We start from the raw sequence: 17783 nt of genomic DNA on the forward strand, positions 1-17783 counted from the left end.
GCCGTTGATGGTCGCGTGGGCTCCGGAGCCAGCGGTCCAGGTGACCGCTCCGCCCTGGAAGTTCTGGTAGCAGCCGCCCGCGACGAGACCGCACACCACGCCCGAGGTCGCGGCACCGAGCTCAGGAGTACGCGCCGCCACAGCACCGATCGCCGACCCCGCCAACGCAGCCCCCGACTGAAGAGGCTCGATGGTGACGCGAGCATCGGATATACCAATGGAGTCAATCCGTACCTTCGTTCCTGCGTGCGTGGTGAAAGTCTGACCAGCCTGCCAAGCCAGAGAGGTATTTCCCCATCCTGAATTACGGCTGTTGGGGGTCAGCACGATCGAGGCATTTCCAGACCAGCCGAGGATGTCCTTCTTGGTGATCTTGACACCCTTGTTGCCGTTCTTCGCCGACACTGTGTCATCGCCAACAGGGAGGCGCAGCTCCAGGTAGTAAACCTCCTTGCTTACCGGGTCGGTGAATTTGATAGCACGATCGGCACCTGCGCCGGCCCACGCCTTCAGGGTGTGCTGGCTCGGACCGCTCGGCGTACCGACATTGCGTATCTCGTTACCAAGACCGAATCCGCCGTACTCCCAGAGGAACGCGTTGATCCTGGGGGAGCTCACTTGGGCGTACCCCATGAGGTCCGTGGTGTCGCTGTATTCAGCCGAGTAGCAGGCCGGATCGGCCCAGGAGGCACCCGATCGGGGTACGTCGGAGCGGGCGTTGCTGCAGGCGAGTGAGTTCGCGTGGTGCAGACCGAGCACATGGCCGAACTCATGCGTCACGACGTTGTTCGTGAGTGCCGACGGGTAGGGCATGATCACGCGTCCGCTGGTGGCGCTGTCCGTGAATCCCCCTCCCAGGATGCCCCAGGAGCCGTTGTAGTTCAGATCGGCATGGGGCACGAAGACCACCAGCGACTCGTATGGCTTGTACTGCCAGCCCAGTTCCCTCGTCACGGTCGCCATGATGGTGCCGTAGGAGTCCGTGATCTTGGCCGAGGAGACATGGCGGCGTTCGCTCACCGTCGTCATGGACAGTCGCCCCGCAGAGGCAGAGTTCCAGTAGTTGTGGGCGCTCGTGATCGAATTACGCGCAGCACCCATGTTGATCGCATCGGTATCTGCAACTGACTTCCCCGACAGTTGCACGGTGACCAGGGTGACCTTGAAGGTGCCGGACCTCGGCGCGATGGCTGCGTTGCCTTCGCTGCCGTCCAGGCTGAGCGGCGACGCCGCTTTCATGGGAGTAATCGGCTGAGCGAAGTGCTCCCCGTACCGGGCGTTGGAATTCGGGTCGTCGAGCGGATTCCAGGTGAGATCCGGCACGAAGGACGTGATCTCATCTGGAGCCGGTACCTCAGCAGCCGGTGCCGGAGTGGTCGCAGGCGCGGTCGGAAGGGCGTCGGCGGTCGCAACGGCAGGAGCCGGTTCGGCGGTGGCGGGCGACGTGGCCGGAGCCGTCGGTGCGGACGTCGGCGCAGGCGTCGCCTTAGGAGACGTGGTCGGCGCCGTCGGTGCCGTGTCGAGTGCGAGAGCGGGAACCGCACTGCCCATGAGACCGAAGGACAGTAGGGCGGCGCATAAGAGCCGGGCGGGGGAGGGCAAGGTCAAGGGTTTCTCCAGCGGGATCCGGGCATTTCAGCCAGCTAAGTGAGATCCCGACGAGACTATCCACGTGATGTAGATGTGACGAACGTTTCAGAAGTGAAAGTGGAATCTTAGGCAAAACCTGCGCGTATTCCGGTTATTGGCCCGGCGTGTCGCCAGGGCGCGGGAGGGCCAGGTAGGTGGCCGCCGTATACCCGACAGTTGTCCACAGATCCCTCCGCGGTCTGGTCGGGCCGCATCTCCTTCAGTATGGTAAGGGGCGGCAGGGGCTCTTATGGCACCGCCACTGCGCCGATGGCAGCGTGGCGACCACCAATGGGGGATGTCGATGGATGCTGTGCGCATGGTCGAGGGGGAGGTACGCGAACTCATCCGTCGGCGCGGCCTCGACCCAGCGCGGCAGGTCATCGAGATCCAGCACCTGGTCGACGACGCCGTGGCGGACTACGAGGAGCGCTCCGTCCTGGGGGTGTTGCCGCCGCTGGGCAGACTCGATACCGCTCGCAAGCAGGTCTACGACGCCGTAGCCGGGTTCGGTGCTCTGCAGCCGTTGCTCGACGACCCCACCGTCGAGGAGGTCTGGATCAACGCTCCCTCCGAGGTGTATATCGCGCGAAACGGCGAATCCGAACTCACGGCTCTGTCGCTGACGGACCAGCAGATACGGGACCTCGTCGAGAAGATGCTGAAGTCCTCCGGGCGTCGCCTGGACCTCTCCTCGCCGTTCGTCGATGCCTCACTTCCCGACGGATCGCGCCTTCATGTGGTGATCCCGGACGTGACGCGCAAGCACTGGTCGGTGAACATCAGGAAGTTCATCGCGCGTGCCTCGCGGCTCGAGCACCTCGTGGAGCTGGGATCCCTCAGCCCCCAGGCGGCCCGGTTCCTCGGAGCGGCCGTCGCCAGCGGGCTCAATATCCTGGTTTCCGGCGCTACTCAGGCGGGAAAGACGACGATGCTCAATTGCCTCGGCGCGTCCATCGGCCCCCGGGAAAGGGTCATCACGGTCGAGGAGATCTTCGAACTGCAGCTTCCCCTCCGCGACGTCGTCGGTCTCCAGTGCCGGCAGCCCAATCTCGAAGGTGTCGGGGAGATCCCGTTACGCCGCCTCGTGAAGGAAGCCCTCAGGATGCGCCCCGACCGGCTGATCGTCGGTGAAGTCCGGGAGGCGGAGAGCCTCGACATGCTGATCGCGCTCAACAGTGGTTTGCCAGGTATGTGCAGTGTCCATGCGAACAGCGCGCATGACGCCGTCACGAAGATCTGCACGCTGCCCCTCCTGGCGGGTGAGAACATCTCGAGCAGCTTCGTGGTGCCGACCGTCGCGTCCTGTGTAGACCTCGTGGTCCACTGCGCACGACTTCCGGGAGGCCGGCGCATGGTCACGGAGATCATGGCGCTGGGGCGGCGCGTGGAAAACGGCGTCATCGAGTCCTCCCACGTGTTCCGCCAAATCGATGGAACCCTGGAGGTGACTGCCAGCGGTATGCCTGCGGAGGAGAAGTTCGCGGCCGCCGGCGTCGACGTCGCGTCCCTGCTCGGAGCCCGCGCGTGAGCACCGCGCTCGGAGTCGCCCTCGGCGCGGGCCTCTTCCTCGTCTGGGAGTCCTGTTGGGAGCGCCCGGCCGTGCGGCGCAGGGTGCCGGCACGACGACGGCTGTTCGAGGACCTTCTCCTGCGCGCCGGGGTGGAGCGCGTCTCGGCGAACGGTCTGCTCGCCTCGTGCGGGGCCGTGGGAGTCGTCGTCCTGCTCATCGGTTTCGTGCTGACGGGATCCGCGCCGATCGCGCTGTGCTTCGCACTCTTCGGCGGGTTCCTGCCCTTCTCGGTCGTCCGGTGGCGTGCCGCCAGACGTACTGCCTCGCTTCGTGAACTGTGGCCCGATGTCGTGGATCACCTCCGGTCCGCCATCCGCGCCGGGCTCTCCCTGCCGGAAGCGCTCATCCAGCTCGGGGAGAAGGGGCCGGTGGAGCTGCGCAGTGCCTTCCGCGCCTTCGGTGTGGACTACCGGGCGGGAGGGCGCTTCGATGATGCTCTCAACCAGCTCAAGGAGCGCCTGGCGGATCCGGTCGCCGATCGCATCGTCGAAGCACTGCGGATGACACGCGAGGTAGGTGGGTCGGATCTGGGCAAGCTCCTCGGGACGCTGTCCGAATTCCTACGGGACGCGGCTCGGACCCGCAGTGAACTCGAAGCCAGGCAGTCGTGGACGATCAACGCGGCCCGGCTGGCCGTGGCCGCACCCTGGATCGTGCTGCTCCTCCTGGCGACCCGCCCGGAGGCCGTGCGCGCCTACAACTCCCCGGGAGGTGCTGTCGTCCTGCTCGGCGGGCTCCTGATCTCCGTGGTCTGCTATCGGGTCATGCTGCGCATCGGTGCGCTGCCCGAGGACGCGAGGGTCCTCCGATGACTCCAGCCACGGCCCTGGCAGCACTGTCCGGCCTCTTTCTAGGAGTGGGGCTGTGGCTGGTGTTCGTCCGGCTGCCGGTGATGCGGCCGGTGACCCTCACCCAGCGCATCGCACCCCAACTGCGCGCCGTGGACGTCCGGTCCCGGCTGCTCGCGGACGCCCCTGCCAACGTCACGCCGTTCGGCCCCCTCGAACGCATCCTGCGACCTCTCCTCATGGACGCGGTGCGATGGTCGCACCGCTTCAACCCGGCCGCCGCCTCGCTCGCGCGCAGGCTCGCGCAGGCGGGTCGCGGCCAGTCCACCACGGACTTCAGGGCCCAGCAGCTGCTCTGGGCCGCGGGAGGGCTCGCCGGGTCCACGCTGGTCATGGTGCTGCTGGCCGCGTCCGGTTCGGTCAACGTGGCCCTGGCCGTCGTCATCATCCTCGGATGCGCCGTCATGGGCTTCATCGCTCGCGAGTATGTCCTCTCTACCGACATCCGTCGTCGGGAGGCCCGCATGCTGGCCGAGTTCCCGAGTCTCGCCGAGTTGATGGCGCTCGCGGTGTCCGCCGGTGAGAGTACGACGGGCGCCCTCGAACGCATCTGCCGGACCGCGACCGGAGAGCTGGCGGGGGAGTTCGCCCTCGTCCTTGCCGCTACCCGGGCCGGTAAGCCTCTCGTGGAGGCCCTGCAGGAGTTCTCGAACCGGACACGCCTGGCCCCGCTGGCGCGGTTCGTGGACGGCATCACGGTTGCCGTTCAACGGGGAACCCCGCTGGCGGACGTCCTGCGCGCCCAGGCGCAGGACGTCCGCGACCTGGCAAAGCGGGAACTGATGGAATCCGCGGGCAGGAAGGAGATCGCGATGATGGTGCCGTTGGTCTTCGGCGTCCTTCCCCTGACCGTCCTGTTCGCCGTCTATCCCGGCATCGCCCTGATCAACCTCGGCTTCTGACCACGCACCTTATATAAGGGGGAACTCATGAGAATCATGGCCTACCTGCACCGCATCATCCTGTTTCTCCTCGCGACGACCACGGAGCGGAGAGGAGCCCCGGACGACCCCGAACGGGGAGACGTGCCCGGGTGGGTCATGATCACCCTCATGTCGGCGGTCCTCGTCGCCGCGCTGCTCGCGATCGCGGGCCCGGCCCTCGAGGGCCTGTTCAATCAGGCGATCGACCAGGTCTCGCCCTAGGCGATGCAGGGCGCAGGAATGCCGGCGCGGGACGGGCACTATCGCGACAGGGAGGAAGGCGCCGCCGTCGTCGACTTCGCGCTGATCGGCGGCCTCCTGACCGTCATCTTCATCGCGATCATCCAGCTGACGCTCGTCCTCCATGTGCGCAATACCCTGATCGACGCCGCCTCCTCGGGAGCCCGGTACGGCACGCTCGCGGACCGCGGTCCACAGGACGCGGTGCTGCGCGCCGAGGAACTGATCCGGGGTTCCCTCGCCGATTCCTACGGTTCCGACATCTCCGTCCGCGAGAGCACGGTCGGAGGTGTCCGGACGCTCGAGGTGATCGTCAGTGCACCGCTACCCGTCATCGGCCTCATCGGTCCCGCGGGCGTCATGGAGGTGCGCGGCCATGCCGCCCTCCGGTCGTGACGGGTGGGACCCGCCGGCCCGCGACTGTTCTAACGGGGATGACGCGGGGCGAGGCCCACGCGTCGGGCGGTGGCCGCCCGTGTGGCGCGGCGTGGGCAGCGAGCGCGGCAGCGCCGTCGTCGAGTTCGTCTTCCTGGGAGTCCTGCTCCTGGTGCCCGTCGTCTACCTGGTGCTGACCGTCGGGCAAGTACAGGCCGGCTCCTTCGCCGTGGTCGGTGCGGCCGATCAGGCCGCAAAGGTCTACGTGGACGCACCGACCCGGCAGGAGGCGGACGCAAGGGCCCGGCAGGCCGTGCGCCTCGCGCTCTCGGATTTCGGATTCACCGAGGAGCAGGCGGCCGTGGAGATCATGTGCAGCGCGGAATGCCTGACACCAGGCTCACGTGTGACCGTGGTCGTACGTCTCGAGGTGCCCCTTCCTCTGATTCCCGCCGTCGCAGGTTCCTACCCGTCAGCGGCGACCGTCGATGCCGAATCCGCCCAGATCGTCGAACGGTTCGGCTGATGCAGACGACGGGCGCCTCTGGACCGACGCGCGGGCGGTCCGGGCAGCGAGGACCGAACTCGGTACTGGACGCGGAACCCTCGAGCGGGACGCGGGCCGGACGCCGGGAGGAGGGACAGGTCGGCGTCCTCGTCATCGGGTACCTGCTGATCTCCCTGCTCGTCGTCACCGTCGTGCTGGCTGTATCCGCCGTCTACATCGAGCACAAGAAGCTGCTGTCGGCGGCCGACGGCGCCGCGCTCGCAGCTGCTGACAGCTACAGCATCGATGTCGGGACCGGCGTGCAGGGCGCGGCGGGCCCCCTTCCGATGCTGCAGGACTCGGGCGTCGAGGACGCCGCTGCCGGCTACCTCGCCGCGGTCGGCGCCGAGGGCCGGTTCCAGCAGCTCTCCATCGACCCGGCCACCGGTGCACCCGACGGACGGACGGCCCGGGTGGTCCTCGCCGCCGTCGTGCGCCCGCCGATCGTCAACGTCCTCGTCCCCGCGGGCATCCCGATCGTGGCCCGGGCCGATGCCCGCGCCGAACTGACCCGCTGACGCCGCTTCGGTAGCCGAAGCGTCGATGCGCCAGGGGAACCTCGACGCTCGCGGCCCCGCCGAATCGATGACGTAGGCTGGAAGGACCATGGCAGCCACTGATTTTCCCGCAGAGATCCGCGCCCTCCGGGCCAAGTACCAGTCCATCGAGCAGGTCTCCGACGTCGAGGGCATCCGGAAGGACATCGACGAACTGAGCGAGGAAGCCGGCGCACCGGACCTCTGGGACGATCCCGCCGCGGCGCAGAAGGTGACCTCGAAGCTGTCCCACCGGCAGTCCGCGCTCGAACGCCTCGAAACCCTCGAGAGCCGCATCGACGACCTCGAGGTGCTCGTGGAGCTCGCCGAGGACGAGGCCGACGAGGACTCCCTCGCCGAGGCAGAGAAGGAACTGATCTCGCTCGGCAAGTCCCTCGACGACCTCGAGATCGTGACGTTGCTGGCGGGCGAGTGGGACGAGCGCGAGGCCGTGGTCACCATCCGCTCCGGCGCCGGGGGAGTGGACGCCGCCGACTTCGCCGAGATGCTCCTGCGCATGTACCTGCGCTGGGCCGAGCGCCACGGCTACCCGACGCAGGTCCTCGACACCTCCTACGCCGAGGAGGCGGGCCTGAAGTCGGCCACGTTCGAGGTGAAGGCGCCCTATGCGTTCGGCACGCTGTCCGTCGAGGCCGGGACCCACCGCCTCGTGCGCATCAGTCCCTTCGACAACCAGGGCCGCCGGCAGACGTCCTTCGCCGCCGTCGAGGTCATCCCGCTCATCGAGCAGACGGATGTGATCGAGGTGCCGGACAACGAGATCCGCGTCGACGTGTTCCGTTCGTCCGGACCGGGCGGGCAGTCGGTCAACACCACCGACTCCGCCGTCCGCCTGACCCACCTGCCCACAGGAGTGGTGGTGTCCATGCAGAACGAGAAGTCGCAGATCCAGAACCGCGCCGCCGCGATGCGCGTGCTCCAGTCCCGGCTCCTGCTGCTGAAGAAGGAGCAGGAGGACGCGGAGAAGAAGGCGTTCGCCGGTGACGTCAAGGCGTCCTGGGGTGACCAGATGCGGTCCTACGTGCTCAATCCGTACCAGATGGTCAAGGACCTCCGGACCAACCACGAGGTCGGCAACACCTCCTCGGTGTTCGACGGCGAGATCGACGACTTCATCGATGCCGGCATCCGCTGGCGGACGAACAACCGCAACGACGTCGCGTAGGACTACGCGAATACAGGGCCGGAGCACTCGTCTTGTGCTCCGGCCCTTGCGTGCGACACACCTCCGGGGGTAGTGGGCGTCGCATGGGGTGGTCGTTATAGTCGAGGAGCCGCGGCTCCCTTCCCCCAGCAAATGCCCGCGCCCGGCGCACGTCATGGGCGAAGAGTGATCATGATCAGATTCGACAACGTCACGAAGACCTACGACCAGCAGTCGCACCCTGCCCTGGATGCCGTCTCGCTCGACGTGGACCGCGGCGAGTTCGTCTTCCTCGTGGGCGCCTCGGGCTCCGGCAAGTCGACCTTCATCCGCCTGGTGCTCAAGGAGGACCGGGTGTCGCGGGGCGCGGTCTACGTGGCCGGCCAGAACGTCGCCAACATCCCGAGCTGGCGCGTGCCCCGCCTCCGCCGCGGGATCGGTGTCGTGTTCCAGGACTTCCGCCTGCTGCCGAACAAGACCGTCTTCTCCAACGTGGCGTTCGCGATGCAGGTGATCGGCAGGAGCCGCGCTGTCATCCGGGAGACGGTCCCCGACGTCCTCGCGACCGTGGGCCTCGAGGGCAAGAACAACCGCATGCCGCACGAACTCTCCGGCGGCGAGCAGCAGCGCGTCGCGATCGCGCGCGCGATCGTCAACCGACCCGGCATCCTGCTCGCCGACGAACCCACCGGCAACCTCGACCCGACCACCTCCATGGGCATCATGAAGGTCCTCGACAGGATCAACCAGAACGGCACCACGGTGGTCATGGCCACGCACGACGACGACATCGTCAACACGATGCGCAAGCGCGTCGTCGAACTCCGTAGCGGCTCCGTGGTGCGCGACGACGCCCAGGGCATCTACGTGGGCGAGGCAGGGGCGATGGCCGGGTGAGGCTAGCGTTCATCCTGTCCGAGATCGGTTCGGGCATCCGCCGCAACCTGTCCATGGTCACCTCCGTGATCCTCGTGACCTTCATCTCCCTCACCTTCGTGGGAGCCGCGGGCCTCTTCCAGCTGCAGATCGGGCAGATGAAGGGTTACTGGTACGACCGCGTCCAGGTGACCATCTACCTCTGCGTCGACAACTCCTCGGAGACGAGCTGTGCCGCGGGGCCCGTGACGGAGGATCAGCGGGCGGCGATCCAGGCCAGGCTCGAGTCCGAGCAGTTCGCCCCCTACGTCGACACCGTGACCTACGAGTCGCAGGAGGAGGCGCTGGGCCACTTCCGCGACCAGTTCGCCAACTCGCCCATCGTCGACTCGGTCACCGCGGACCAGCTCCCCGAGTCCTTCCGCGTCAGCCTCGTCGACGCCGAGAAGTACGAGGTCATCAACGAGGCCTTCTCCTCGGAACCGGGCGTGGAGGCGGTCAGCGACCAGCGGGACTTCCTCGAGGCGATCTTCCGCTACATGAACTGGGCTTCCGTCGTCGCGCTCGTGATCGCGGGCATCATGACGTTCTGCGCCATCCTGCTGATCGCGACGACCATCCGCCTCTCGGCCTTCAGCCGGCGCAGGGAGACTGGGATCATGCGGCTCGTGGGAGCCTCGAAGGCGGTCATCCAGCTGCCGTTCATCCTGGAGGGCGTGATCGCCGCCGTCATCGGCGCGGTCCTCGCGTCGGCCACGCTGTGGGGCGCCTCGCGCTTCCTGATCGACGGATGGCTCGTGAAGACCTTCCCGCAGACGGCGTTCATCTCGTCCCAGCAGGTCCTGATCCTCGTCCCGGCACTGGTCCTGCTCGGGGCAGTCCTCGCAGGACTCTCCTCCCTGCTCACCCTCCGTCGATACGTGAAGGTCTAGATGATGCCGCTGATTGCCACGGGACGGGTGCGCCCGGCAAAAACTTGGTGGGCCCGACAGGACAGGCGGGCCTTCGTGGTCCGCGGTACGGCGGGCAGCTCCATCGCCCTCGTCGTCGCACTCGCCCTCGGTTTCAGCACGCCCGTGGTCGCGGACGAGCTCGAGGACCGCAAGAGCGCCCTCGAGAACGAGGTGGCCGAGGTCCAGCAGTCCATGGAGTACCTCGACTCCGACATCGCGGAGACCATCGGAGCACTGAGGACCTATCAGGGCCAGCTGCCCGCCGCCCAGCAGTCGCTCGCCGACGCGCAGGGCAGGGTCGACACGGCCGCGAACGACGCCGAGGCCCTCGCGGTCCGCGTGGACCTCGCGCAGGAGACCCGGAACAAGATCGCCGAGGAACTGCGCTCCGACCAGCAGAAGATGGACGAGACCCGGGAGGTGATCGGCCGGATCGCCACGGAGGCGTACAAGAGCGGTGGGGTCCCCACGAACGTGTCCCTGCTCATGGGCGCCGAGAACGTCGAGGACTTCACGGAGTCGATGGATATGGTGGACCAGGCCCTGCGCAGCCAGAACGCCGCGATGGAGCGGCTGTCGGAGCAGAACGCGACCAACGCGAACAGCCAGGCACGCCTGGTCGCCGTCGAGGCCGAGATCACCAGGCTGAAGGAGAAGGCCGACGCCGCCCTCGCGGCCGAGCAGTCGGCACGCGACACGGCCGCCGCCGAGAAGGGCAAGGTGGACAGGCTCGTGGCCGACACCTCGGCGCTGTCCGCCAAGCTGCAGGAGCAGAAGCCTGTCATCGAGGCGAAACTCGCCGGCGTCGAGGCGGCCCAGCAGCAGGTCAACGCCGACATCGCCGAGCGCCAGCGCCGCATGATCGAGGAAGCCCGCAAGGCGGAGGAGGCGCGGCAGAAAGCCGAGCAGGAGCGGCAGAAGGCCGAGCAGGAGCGCCTGCGCGCCGAGGCGGAGGCGGCGGCCGCGGCAGAGCAGGCCCGACTCCAGGCGGAAGCCCAGGCTGCCGCCGCCGCGGAGACGGCGCGACGCGAAGCCGAGGCCGCGGCGGCCAATCGCCCGGCTCCGGCCCCCGTGCAACCCCGGGTGGTCGCGCCCGTGGCGCCCGTGATCCCGCCTGCACCTGCACCGGCACCCGTGTCGGCGCCCTCCGGTCCCAGTGCGTTCGGCCTGCGCGCCCCGGTGAACGCGCCGATCAGTTCCGGCTTCGGGTGGCGCGCGACGCCGGTCGGCACCATCGATTTCAACGGCACCGGCGGTTACGTGCACACCGGCATCGACTACGGCGTGGGCTGCGGGACCCCGCTCTACGCGCCGGCGGCGGGGGAGGTCTGGTACGCGGACTCGAACGTCCTTCCGGGTGCCGGGAACCGGATCGTCATCAGCCACGGCGTGGTGGGGGGCAACGCGCTCGCGACCAACTACTACCACCTCACGAGCTTCCTGGTCTCGGCGGGCCAGCGCGTGAGCGCGGGTCAGCTCATCGGTCATACGGGCACCACGGGGAACTCGCAGGGCTGCCATCTGCACTTCGAGACGATGCTCAACGGCACGCTCGTGGACCCGATCGGATTGTTCTAGGTCGTAGGATGGAAGGCACTGTCCACCCGCGGACCGCCGTCCGCAGCAGTGCCGCAAGAAGGAGAGTCGCCGTGCCGAAGGAAAGTGGCCGGAAAGTAGTGGCCACCAATCGGAAGGCCTTCCACGACTACGCCGTGCTCGACACCTACGAGGCCGGCATCGCGCTCATGGGTACCGAGGTGAAATCCCTGCGTGCTGGGCGCGCCTCGCTCATCGACGGCTACGCGATCTTCTACGGTGACGAGCTCTGGCTCGAGGGCATCCACATCTCCGAGTACTCGCAGGGCAGCTGGACCAACCACGCCGCCCGGCGCAGGCGGAAGCTGCTCCTGCACCGCGAGGAACTGACGAAGATCTCCCAGAAGATCCGTGAGTCCGGGTTCACCCTCGTGCCCCTCCAGCTGTACTTCCTCAACGGCAGGGCCAAGGTGGAGATCGCGGTGGCCCGGGGCAAGCGCGACTACGACAAGCGCCAGACACTGCGGGAGAAGCAGGACAACAGGGAGGCGCTGCGCGCAATGCGCGAGAAGAACCTCGGCGCGTGAGCGACGTCTTCTGGGAAGCCCAGGAGGAAGAGGAGCCCGAGGCCTCCGAACTGGCGTACCGGCGTCCGTGGTGGGTGACGGTGGGTGCGCTCGTCGATCTGATCCTGCTGCTCGTGGTGGTGCCGGTCGGCATCCTCTCGCTGATCCCGTTCGTCTTCCTGGTCTACGTCTACTTCGCACAGCTGCTCGTCTGGATCTCACCCGTGCTGCTGGTCCTGAATGTCGCCATCTTCTGGTGGAGCTTCCGCCGGAAGCAGGCGGCGACCACCGCCCTCGCAGCCCTCGGGATCGCCTTCGTGACCCTCGCCTTCGTCGTCGTCCGGCTCTGGCAGGCGCCGATCGTCATCCTGGGCCTCACGCTCACGCGGTAGGCCCGCCCTCGTCCTCCGGGAGCGAAGCCCCTACGGCAGGGCCGGACGTGCGGTAGACTGCTGGAGTCGGCAGGCCGGTGGGCCGTCCGATCCAGGAATCACTTGATAACTGAACATGGGGATGACAGGTTTCGACGATGTTAGTCGCGACAGGGGAAGCGGGCCGAGGATACAGGGTTATCTCGTAAACGCTCCTTGTAAAACAATAAGTGCCGAACAAAAGCGCACTGACTTCGCTCTCGCTGCCTAAGCAGCCTGACTAGTCCGTCAGCCCGGGTTTGCTCTCGCCCCGGATACTGGCGTCATTTAGAGGGCCACTGCTCCCGGTCCTCGTTGTAGGGACCGGGGGGACTCTTATACAACTGGGCTTGGCAGCCACTAGTTTGCACGATGGCTGAAGCCGAGAAAAACCGACGCAAACTGCGCCCGGAGAAGCCCTGACTACACTGCATCGGACGCGGGTTCAATTCCCGCCATCTCCACCACCCACGAAGCGCTCCACCGGTATCCGGTGGGGCGCTTCGTCGTGTGCGTCGCGGGCGGCATCGCCCTTGTCCAGCGCGGCCGGCGAGTCTACCCTTGAGCAGATCACCGAGTTCCGGGGGACGTCATGAGGCGCACTGTCGCGTACCTGCTCGCCGTGCTGGTCTCCGTGCTCCTCCTGGCGGGTTCCGTCATCACGGCGCCCCCGAGCCATGCCGTGACGGCCATCGACGCGAAATATGCCCAGCTCGGTGGCGCAGCCGGACGCCTCGGCGCCCCGACGTCTCCTGAAACCTGCGGACTGCGTGCCGGCGGGTGCTACCGCAATTACGAGCAGGGCGCGATCGTGTGGTCGCCGTCGACGGGAGCGCAGACGTCGTGGGGTGCCATCCGCGGGCTGTGGCGTGCGTTCGGTTTCGAGAACGGACCGCTCGGCTATCCGACCACATCCGAGGTGTGCGGGCTGCGTGACGGTGGCTGCTACCAGAACTACCAGGGCGGGGCGATCATCTGGTCGCCGGCGACCGGAGCGCGGATCTCGGTCGGCGCGATCCGCGGAGCCTGGGCGCTCTCCGGATTCGAGAACGGACAGCTCGGCTACCCGACCACGAACGAGGTCTGCGGACTGCGCGGCGGTGGCTGCTACCAGAACTACCAGGGCGGGGCGATCATCTGGTCGCCGCCGACCGGGGCGAGGATCTCCATCGGCGCGATCCGGGCGGCGTGGGCCTCCACCAACTTCGAGAACGGCGCCCTCGGCTACCCGGTGACCAACGAGGNCACCAACTTCGAGAACGGCGCCCTCGGCTACCCGGTGACCAACGAGGAGTGCGCCGGCGGCGCGTGCAATCAGTCGTACCAGCGCGGGGTGATCTCGTGGTCTCCGGGAGGCGGAGCGCGGATCGCCCGCGACATCGACGTCGCGTCGTCGTCCGTGGTCGTCGTCAACAAGCAACGTCCACTGAACCCCGCACGCTACACGCCCGGTCCCCTCGTGGGGGTGGAGGGTCCCCTGCTGCGCAGCGATGCGGCGCAGCAGTTCACCCGGCTGCTCGCCGATGCGAGGGCCGGAGGGGTCGCGATGGTGCCGGTCAGCGGCTACCGGTCGTACGACACGCAGGCCTCCCTCTATGCCTCCTACGTCAACCAGTACGGGCGGGCGACGGCGGACCTCATCTCGGCACGCCCCGGACACAGCGAACACCAGACCGGCCTCGCCATCGACATCGGCAACGGCGACGGGGCGTGCGGACTGCAGGAATGCTTCGCGGGTACGCCGGCGGGGGCATGGGCAGCCCAGAACGCCTGGCGATACGGATTCATCATCCGGTACCCGCAGGGCCAGACCACGGTGACCGGGTACGCGTACGAGCCCTGGCACCTGCGCTACGTCGGCACCACCATCTCCTCCGAGATGCGCGCCCACGGACTACCGACGCTCGAGCACTACATGTCCATCCCGGCGGCGCCGTCCTACTGACCGGTCCCCGACGGGGCGCCCGCGCGAACTACACTGGGGCAATGAGCTGGACCGACAGGCCGCCGTCGTGGCTCCCGCCAGTGCCGCCGCCCCACAGGGGCCGGGCTCTGATCGTGCTCGGCTGGCTCCTCGTCGGCGGCACATTCATCTACATCTTCGTCATGAGTTACCTGGGCGGCACGCACACGCTCTACACGCTGATACCCCTCATCCTCGGCCTGCTGTGCCTCATCCTCGGCCTGCTGCGGCGGGACACCCGCGAGCGCTAGACGCGTTGCCCGGTCATTACTTTCGCGATAGAAATAATCAATGACCTTCGAACCCCTCCACCTCGCGCGAGGCGGCACCAGCGTGGTGCTCGAGCCCCATCCCTCCGGTCTGCCCGTCCTCACCTACTGGGGCCCGCAGCTCGGCGAACTCGCGGGGGAGGAGCTCGAGGCACTCACGGCGGCGCAGCGTCCACAGCGCGTCTCCGGCGGCATCGACGTCCCGGCGCGGCTCACCCTCCTGCCCCTCGAGTCGACCGGCTGGCAGGGCACCCCCGGCCTGACCGGCGACCGCTCGGGTGCGCACCTCTATCCGCGTTTCACCGTCACCTCGGTGGATCGCTCTCCCGGGGCGGCAGCGGTGGTCATCGGGGCGCGCGACGACGACGCCGGACTCGCGCTGAGCGCGCACGTGGGCCTCACAGCATCGGGCCTGCTCACGCAGCGCCTGGTGCTCACCAACACGGGCGACGATGACTACGAGGTGCGGTCGCTCGCGCTCTTCTTCCCGCTGCACCACACCGCGGCCGAGGTCCTCGACACGACGGGCCGCCACCTCCGTGAGCGCTCGCCGCAGCGTCACGCCCTAACCGCCGGCACCTACGCGCGAACGAGTCGACGTGGACGCCCCGGGGCGGACGCGACGGTGCTCCTGGCCGCCGGGGCACACGGCTTCGGCTTCGAGCACGGTCTGGTGCAGGGCATCCACCTCGCATGGAGCGGCAACCAGCAGGTCCTGGCGGAGAAGAATCCCGCCGGCCCGGCGTTCCTCGCCGCGGGGGAGGTGCTCTCGCCGCGGGAGGTCCTGCTGGCCCCCGGGCAGAGCTACGCCACGCCGGAGGCCCTCGGCTCGTGGGGGAACGGGCTGAACGAGCTCGCCGGCCGTTTCCACCGCGACCTGCGCTCGCGTCGGTCACACCCGCAGCGCCCCCGACCGGTGACCCTCAACACCTGGGAGGCGGTGTACTTCGACCTCGATCTGCCGCGCCTGCTGGCCCTCGCGGATCGGGCCGCCTCCCTGGGCGTCGAACGTTTCGTCCTCGACGACGGCTGGTTCCGCGGGCGGCGCGACGACACCTCGAGCCTCGGCGATTGGTACGTCGACGGGACGGTGTGGCCTGCGGGGCTGGCCTCGATCATCGACCACGTGCGGGGACTCGGCATGGAGTTCGGCCTGTGGTTCGAGCCCGAGATGGTCAACACGGACTCGGACCTCGCGCGGGCCCATCCGGAGTGGATCCTGCAGCCCGAGGGACGCCTGCCCCTGCCAGGGCGCCAGCAGCAGGTGCTGAACCTCGGGAATCCCGACGCCTACGCCTACATCCTCGAACGCCTCGACGACATCCTGTCCTCCAACGACATCGCCTACGTGAAATGGGACCACAACAGGGACCTGCTCGAGGCGGCGGACGCACGGACGGGACACGCCGCCGTGCACCGGCACGTGGAGGCACTGTACCGGCTGCTCGACGAGCTGCGGCGGCGCCACCCCGGGCTGGAGATCGAGAGCTGCGCCTCGGGCGGGGCCCGCGTGGACCTCGGCATCCTCGCCCGGACGGACCGCATCTGGACGAGCGACTGCATCGACCCGATCGAGCGGCTCGTCAACCAGAAGTACACGGGACTCGTCGTGCCGCCGGAGCTTCTGGGCATGCACGTCGGCGGCCCGGTCTCGCACTCGACCGGCCGCGCCCACACCCTGCCGTTCCGGGCCGGTACCGCTGTCTTCGGGCACTACGGCATCGAGTGGGACATCTCCGACCTCACGGACGGGGAGTACGAGGTGCTCGGCCGGTACGTCGGACTCCACCGGGCGTGGCGCGCGGACCTGCACCGCGGCGCCGTCGTGCATGCCGACCTGACCGACGCTGCGATGGACCTGCGGGGGATCGTCTCGGAGGACGGCCGGCGGGCGCTCTTCGGGTACTCCCTCACGGGCTCGAGCGCGAGCTACCCGCCCGGTCCGCTGACCTTCCCCGGGCTCGACCCGGACACGCTCTACGCGGTGCGGCCGGCAGTACCCGAGGAGGGGCATCCCGGGAACGGGCAGTCGCCGCTCGCCTGGCTGCAGGCGGCGCTCGACGGTGCACCGCTGCGCCTGACCGGCCGGACACTGGCGCAGGTGGGCCTCCAGGCGCCCGTGCTGCTCCCCGAGCAGACCCTGCTCATCGAGCTCCACGCCGTGAGCGCCGGGATCGACGCCGGTCTTCCCTGATCCGTTCGCTCCGCCCGCCCGACCGACCCGGTCACGGCCGGGAGGTGAGCGTCCGCCCGTAGAGGGACAGCAGCGACTCCAGGCCGCCGTCGCGCATGGCACGCCGCTGGCGCTCCGCACCCGTACCGCGCTCCGCCATGGTCTCGAGTCCCGCCCGGACCCACGCGGTATCGCCCTCGGCCTCGAGCGCGGCGCCGACGTAGTCGAGGAAGGCCGCGAGGTGCCGGCGTGCGGGCACGGGCTCCGCCGTCGCCAGATCCACGAGGTGGCGTTCCATGCCGTCCCGCGCCGCCTGCCACAGGGCGGCGTCGAGCAGTTCGGGATCCGGCACGAGGGGCGCGGTGTCCGCCTCGGCGTCCTTCAGTGCCGTGACCACGAGCGCCCGCGTCAGCGCCCCGAGCAGGACGGAGTCCTCCGCCTCGAGCTGCACGTCGCACGCCCTCAGCTCGAGGGTGGGGTAGCGGTCGGAGAGCCTTGCCACCCAGGTGAGGACCCCGCGGTCGAGGATCGCGCCGGTGGCGCTGATGGCGCTGATGCGGCGCTCGTAGTCCGCGGCGTCCGCGAAGTAGGGAGCCACGCCCTGGACGGCCCAGCGGCGGTAGTGCACCACCCGCCAGCTGCCGAACCCGCTGTCCCTGCCCAGCCAGTAGGGGGAGTTCACGCCGACGGCGGTGAGCAGGGGGATCCACGGGCGGATGCGGTTCAGGGCCTGCACCCCACGCTCCTGGTCGGGGACGCCGACGTGCACGTGCAGGCCGTTGACGAACTGGTCGCCCACGATGCCGGGTGCGGTGGCCCGCAGGTCCTCGTAGCGCTGCTTGTCGGTGAGCTCGGGGTAGGCCTGACGGATCCACGGGGCCGTCCCGGTCGCGGCACCGATCGTCCCGGCCTGTCCGGCAGCGTCCGCGAACGTGCGGCGGAAGGTCCGGAGGGACTCCTCGGCCTGCCCGAGGGTCTCGCACACGGGCGTCGCCGTCTCGATCTGGCACGACAGGAGCTCGCGCTGGATCTCGTCCTCGCTGATCCCCGGGACCGCCTCGAGGAGCTCCTGCACCTCCGTGGCACGGTGGGCGGGCAACCCGGACACCGGTTCGAGCAGCAGGTACTCCTCCTCAAGGCCGAGAGTGGTCATCGGGAACTCCAATCACGTCGGGGGCAGGATCGAGCCGCACATCCCGCT

At 68.5% G+C, this 17783-nt stretch carries 17 protein-coding genes, 1 other RNA gene and 1 pseudogene; 17 read left to right on the plus strand and 2 right to left on the minus strand.

Going from position 1 to position 17783, the window contains the following annotated elements:
• Positions 1 to 1323 (minus strand): annotated as a pseudogene (locus tag CI785_RS17400) (hypothetical protein); the annotation flags it as partial.
• Positions 1324 to 1933: 610 nt separating this feature from the next.
• Between CI785_RS17400 and CI785_RS00525 the strand changes: the two are divergent.
• From CI785_RS00525 to CI785_RS00605, 17 genes are all read left to right on the plus strand, one after another.
• Entirely contained in the window at positions 1934 to 3160 is a 1227-nt protein-coding gene (locus CI785_RS00525; RefSeq protein WP_105030158.1) for a TadA family conjugal transfer-associated ATPase, read from the plus strand.
• Positions 3157 to 4014: a type II secretion system F family protein gene (locus tag CI785_RS00530; RefSeq protein ID WP_105030159.1), complete on the plus strand. Its 858-nt coding sequence runs from the start codon at positions 3157 to 3159 to the stop codon at positions 4012 to 4014. Before CI785_RS00525 ends, CI785_RS00530 begins: the two co-directional genes overlap by 4 nt.
• Positions 4011 to 4952 (plus strand): type II secretion system F family protein, encoded by a 942-nt coding sequence (locus CI785_RS00535; RefSeq protein WP_105030160.1) that lies wholly within the window; start codon positions 4011 to 4013, stop codon positions 4950 to 4952. The genes CI785_RS00530 and CI785_RS00535 overlap by 4 nt, the downstream gene beginning before the upstream one ends.
• A gap of 36 nt (positions 4953 to 4988) precedes the next feature.
• Positions 4989 to 5195: a hypothetical protein gene (locus CI785_RS00540; RefSeq protein ID WP_240614922.1), complete on the plus strand. Its 207-nt coding sequence runs from the start codon at positions 4989 to 4991 to the stop codon at positions 5193 to 5195.
• An 18-nt stretch (positions 5196 to 5213) separates the two neighbouring features.
• Positions 5214 to 5609 carry a TadE family protein gene (locus CI785_RS00545; protein WP_240614917.1) on the plus strand — a complete coding sequence of 132 codons (396 nt, stop codon included), beginning with the start codon at positions 5214 to 5216 and terminating at the stop codon, positions 5607 to 5609.
• Positions 5610 to 5700: 91 nt separating this feature from the next.
• A complete protein-coding gene (locus CI785_RS00550; protein ID WP_105030200.1) occupies positions 5701 to 6114 on the plus strand; it encodes a hypothetical protein in 414 nt (137 codons plus the stop codon).
• On the plus strand, positions 6114 to 6653 hold the full coding sequence (locus CI785_RS00555) for a pilus assembly protein TadG-related protein (RefSeq protein ID WP_105030163.1): 540 nt from the start codon (positions 6114 to 6116) through the stop codon (positions 6651 to 6653). Before CI785_RS00550 ends, CI785_RS00555 begins: the two co-directional genes overlap by 1 nt.
• Before the next feature lie 88 nt (positions 6654 to 6741).
• Positions 6742 to 7857: a peptide chain release factor 2 gene (prfB, locus tag CI785_RS00560; protein WP_105030164.1), complete on the plus strand. Its 1116-nt coding sequence runs from the start codon at positions 6742 to 6744 to the stop codon at positions 7855 to 7857.
• Positions 7858 to 8028: 171 nt separating this feature from the next.
• Complete coding sequence (gene ftsE, locus CI785_RS00565) at positions 8029 to 8733, plus strand: cell division ATP-binding protein FtsE (RefSeq protein WP_105030201.1); 705 nt, start codon at positions 8029 to 8031, stop codon at positions 8731 to 8733.
• Positions 8730 to 9644, plus strand: a complete 915-nt coding sequence (ftsX, locus tag CI785_RS00570) for a permease-like cell division protein FtsX (protein ID WP_105030165.1) — start codon at positions 8730 to 8732, stop codon at positions 9642 to 9644. Before ftsE ends, ftsX begins: the two co-directional genes overlap by 4 nt.
• Entirely contained in the window at positions 9645 to 11243 is a 1599-nt protein-coding gene (locus tag CI785_RS00575; protein ID WP_338064863.1) for a peptidoglycan DD-metalloendopeptidase family protein, read from the plus strand. It abuts the gene before it with no gap.
• Positions 11244 to 11314: 71 nt separating this feature from the next.
• A complete protein-coding gene (smpB, locus tag CI785_RS00580; protein ID WP_105030166.1) occupies positions 11315 to 11788 on the plus strand; it encodes an SsrA-binding protein SmpB in 474 nt (157 codons plus the stop codon).
• Positions 11785 to 12159, plus strand: coding sequence for a hypothetical protein (locus CI785_RS00585; RefSeq protein ID WP_105030167.1), 375 nt, complete (start codon positions 11785 to 11787; stop codon positions 12157 to 12159). The genes smpB and CI785_RS00585 overlap by 4 nt, the downstream gene beginning before the upstream one ends.
• Before the next feature lie 117 nt (positions 12160 to 12276).
• Positions 12277 to 12644, plus strand: a transfer-messenger RNA (tmRNA) gene (ssrA, locus tag CI785_RS00590).
• A 125-nt stretch (positions 12645 to 12769) separates the two neighbouring features.
• A complete protein-coding gene (locus CI785_RS00595; RefSeq protein ID WP_105030168.1) occupies positions 12770 to 14122 on the plus strand; it encodes a D-alanyl-D-alanine carboxypeptidase family protein in 1353 nt (450 codons plus the stop codon).
• A gap of 41 nt (positions 14123 to 14163) precedes the next feature.
• Positions 14164 to 14391: a hypothetical protein gene (locus CI785_RS00600; protein WP_157940094.1), complete on the plus strand. Its 228-nt coding sequence runs from the start codon at positions 14164 to 14166 to the stop codon at positions 14389 to 14391.
• Positions 14392 to 14431: 40 nt separating this feature from the next.
• Positions 14432 to 16603: an alpha-galactosidase gene (locus CI785_RS00605; protein WP_105030170.1), complete on the plus strand. Its 2172-nt coding sequence runs from the start codon at positions 14432 to 14434 to the stop codon at positions 16601 to 16603.
• 31 nt (positions 16604 to 16634) lie between these two features.
• Here the strand turns inward: CI785_RS00605 and CI785_RS00610 are convergent, their stop codons facing one another.
• Positions 16635 to 17735, minus strand: a complete 1101-nt coding sequence (locus CI785_RS00610; protein WP_105030171.1) for a carboxylate-amine ligase — start codon at positions 17733 to 17735, stop codon at positions 16635 to 16637.
• Positions 17736 to 17783 lie beyond the last annotated feature (48 nt).

It is taken from the genome of Arthrobacter ruber, from assembly GCF_002954225.1.
GTDB lineage: Bacteria > Actinomycetota > Actinomycetes > Actinomycetales > Micrococcaceae > Arthrobacter_D > Arthrobacter_D ruber.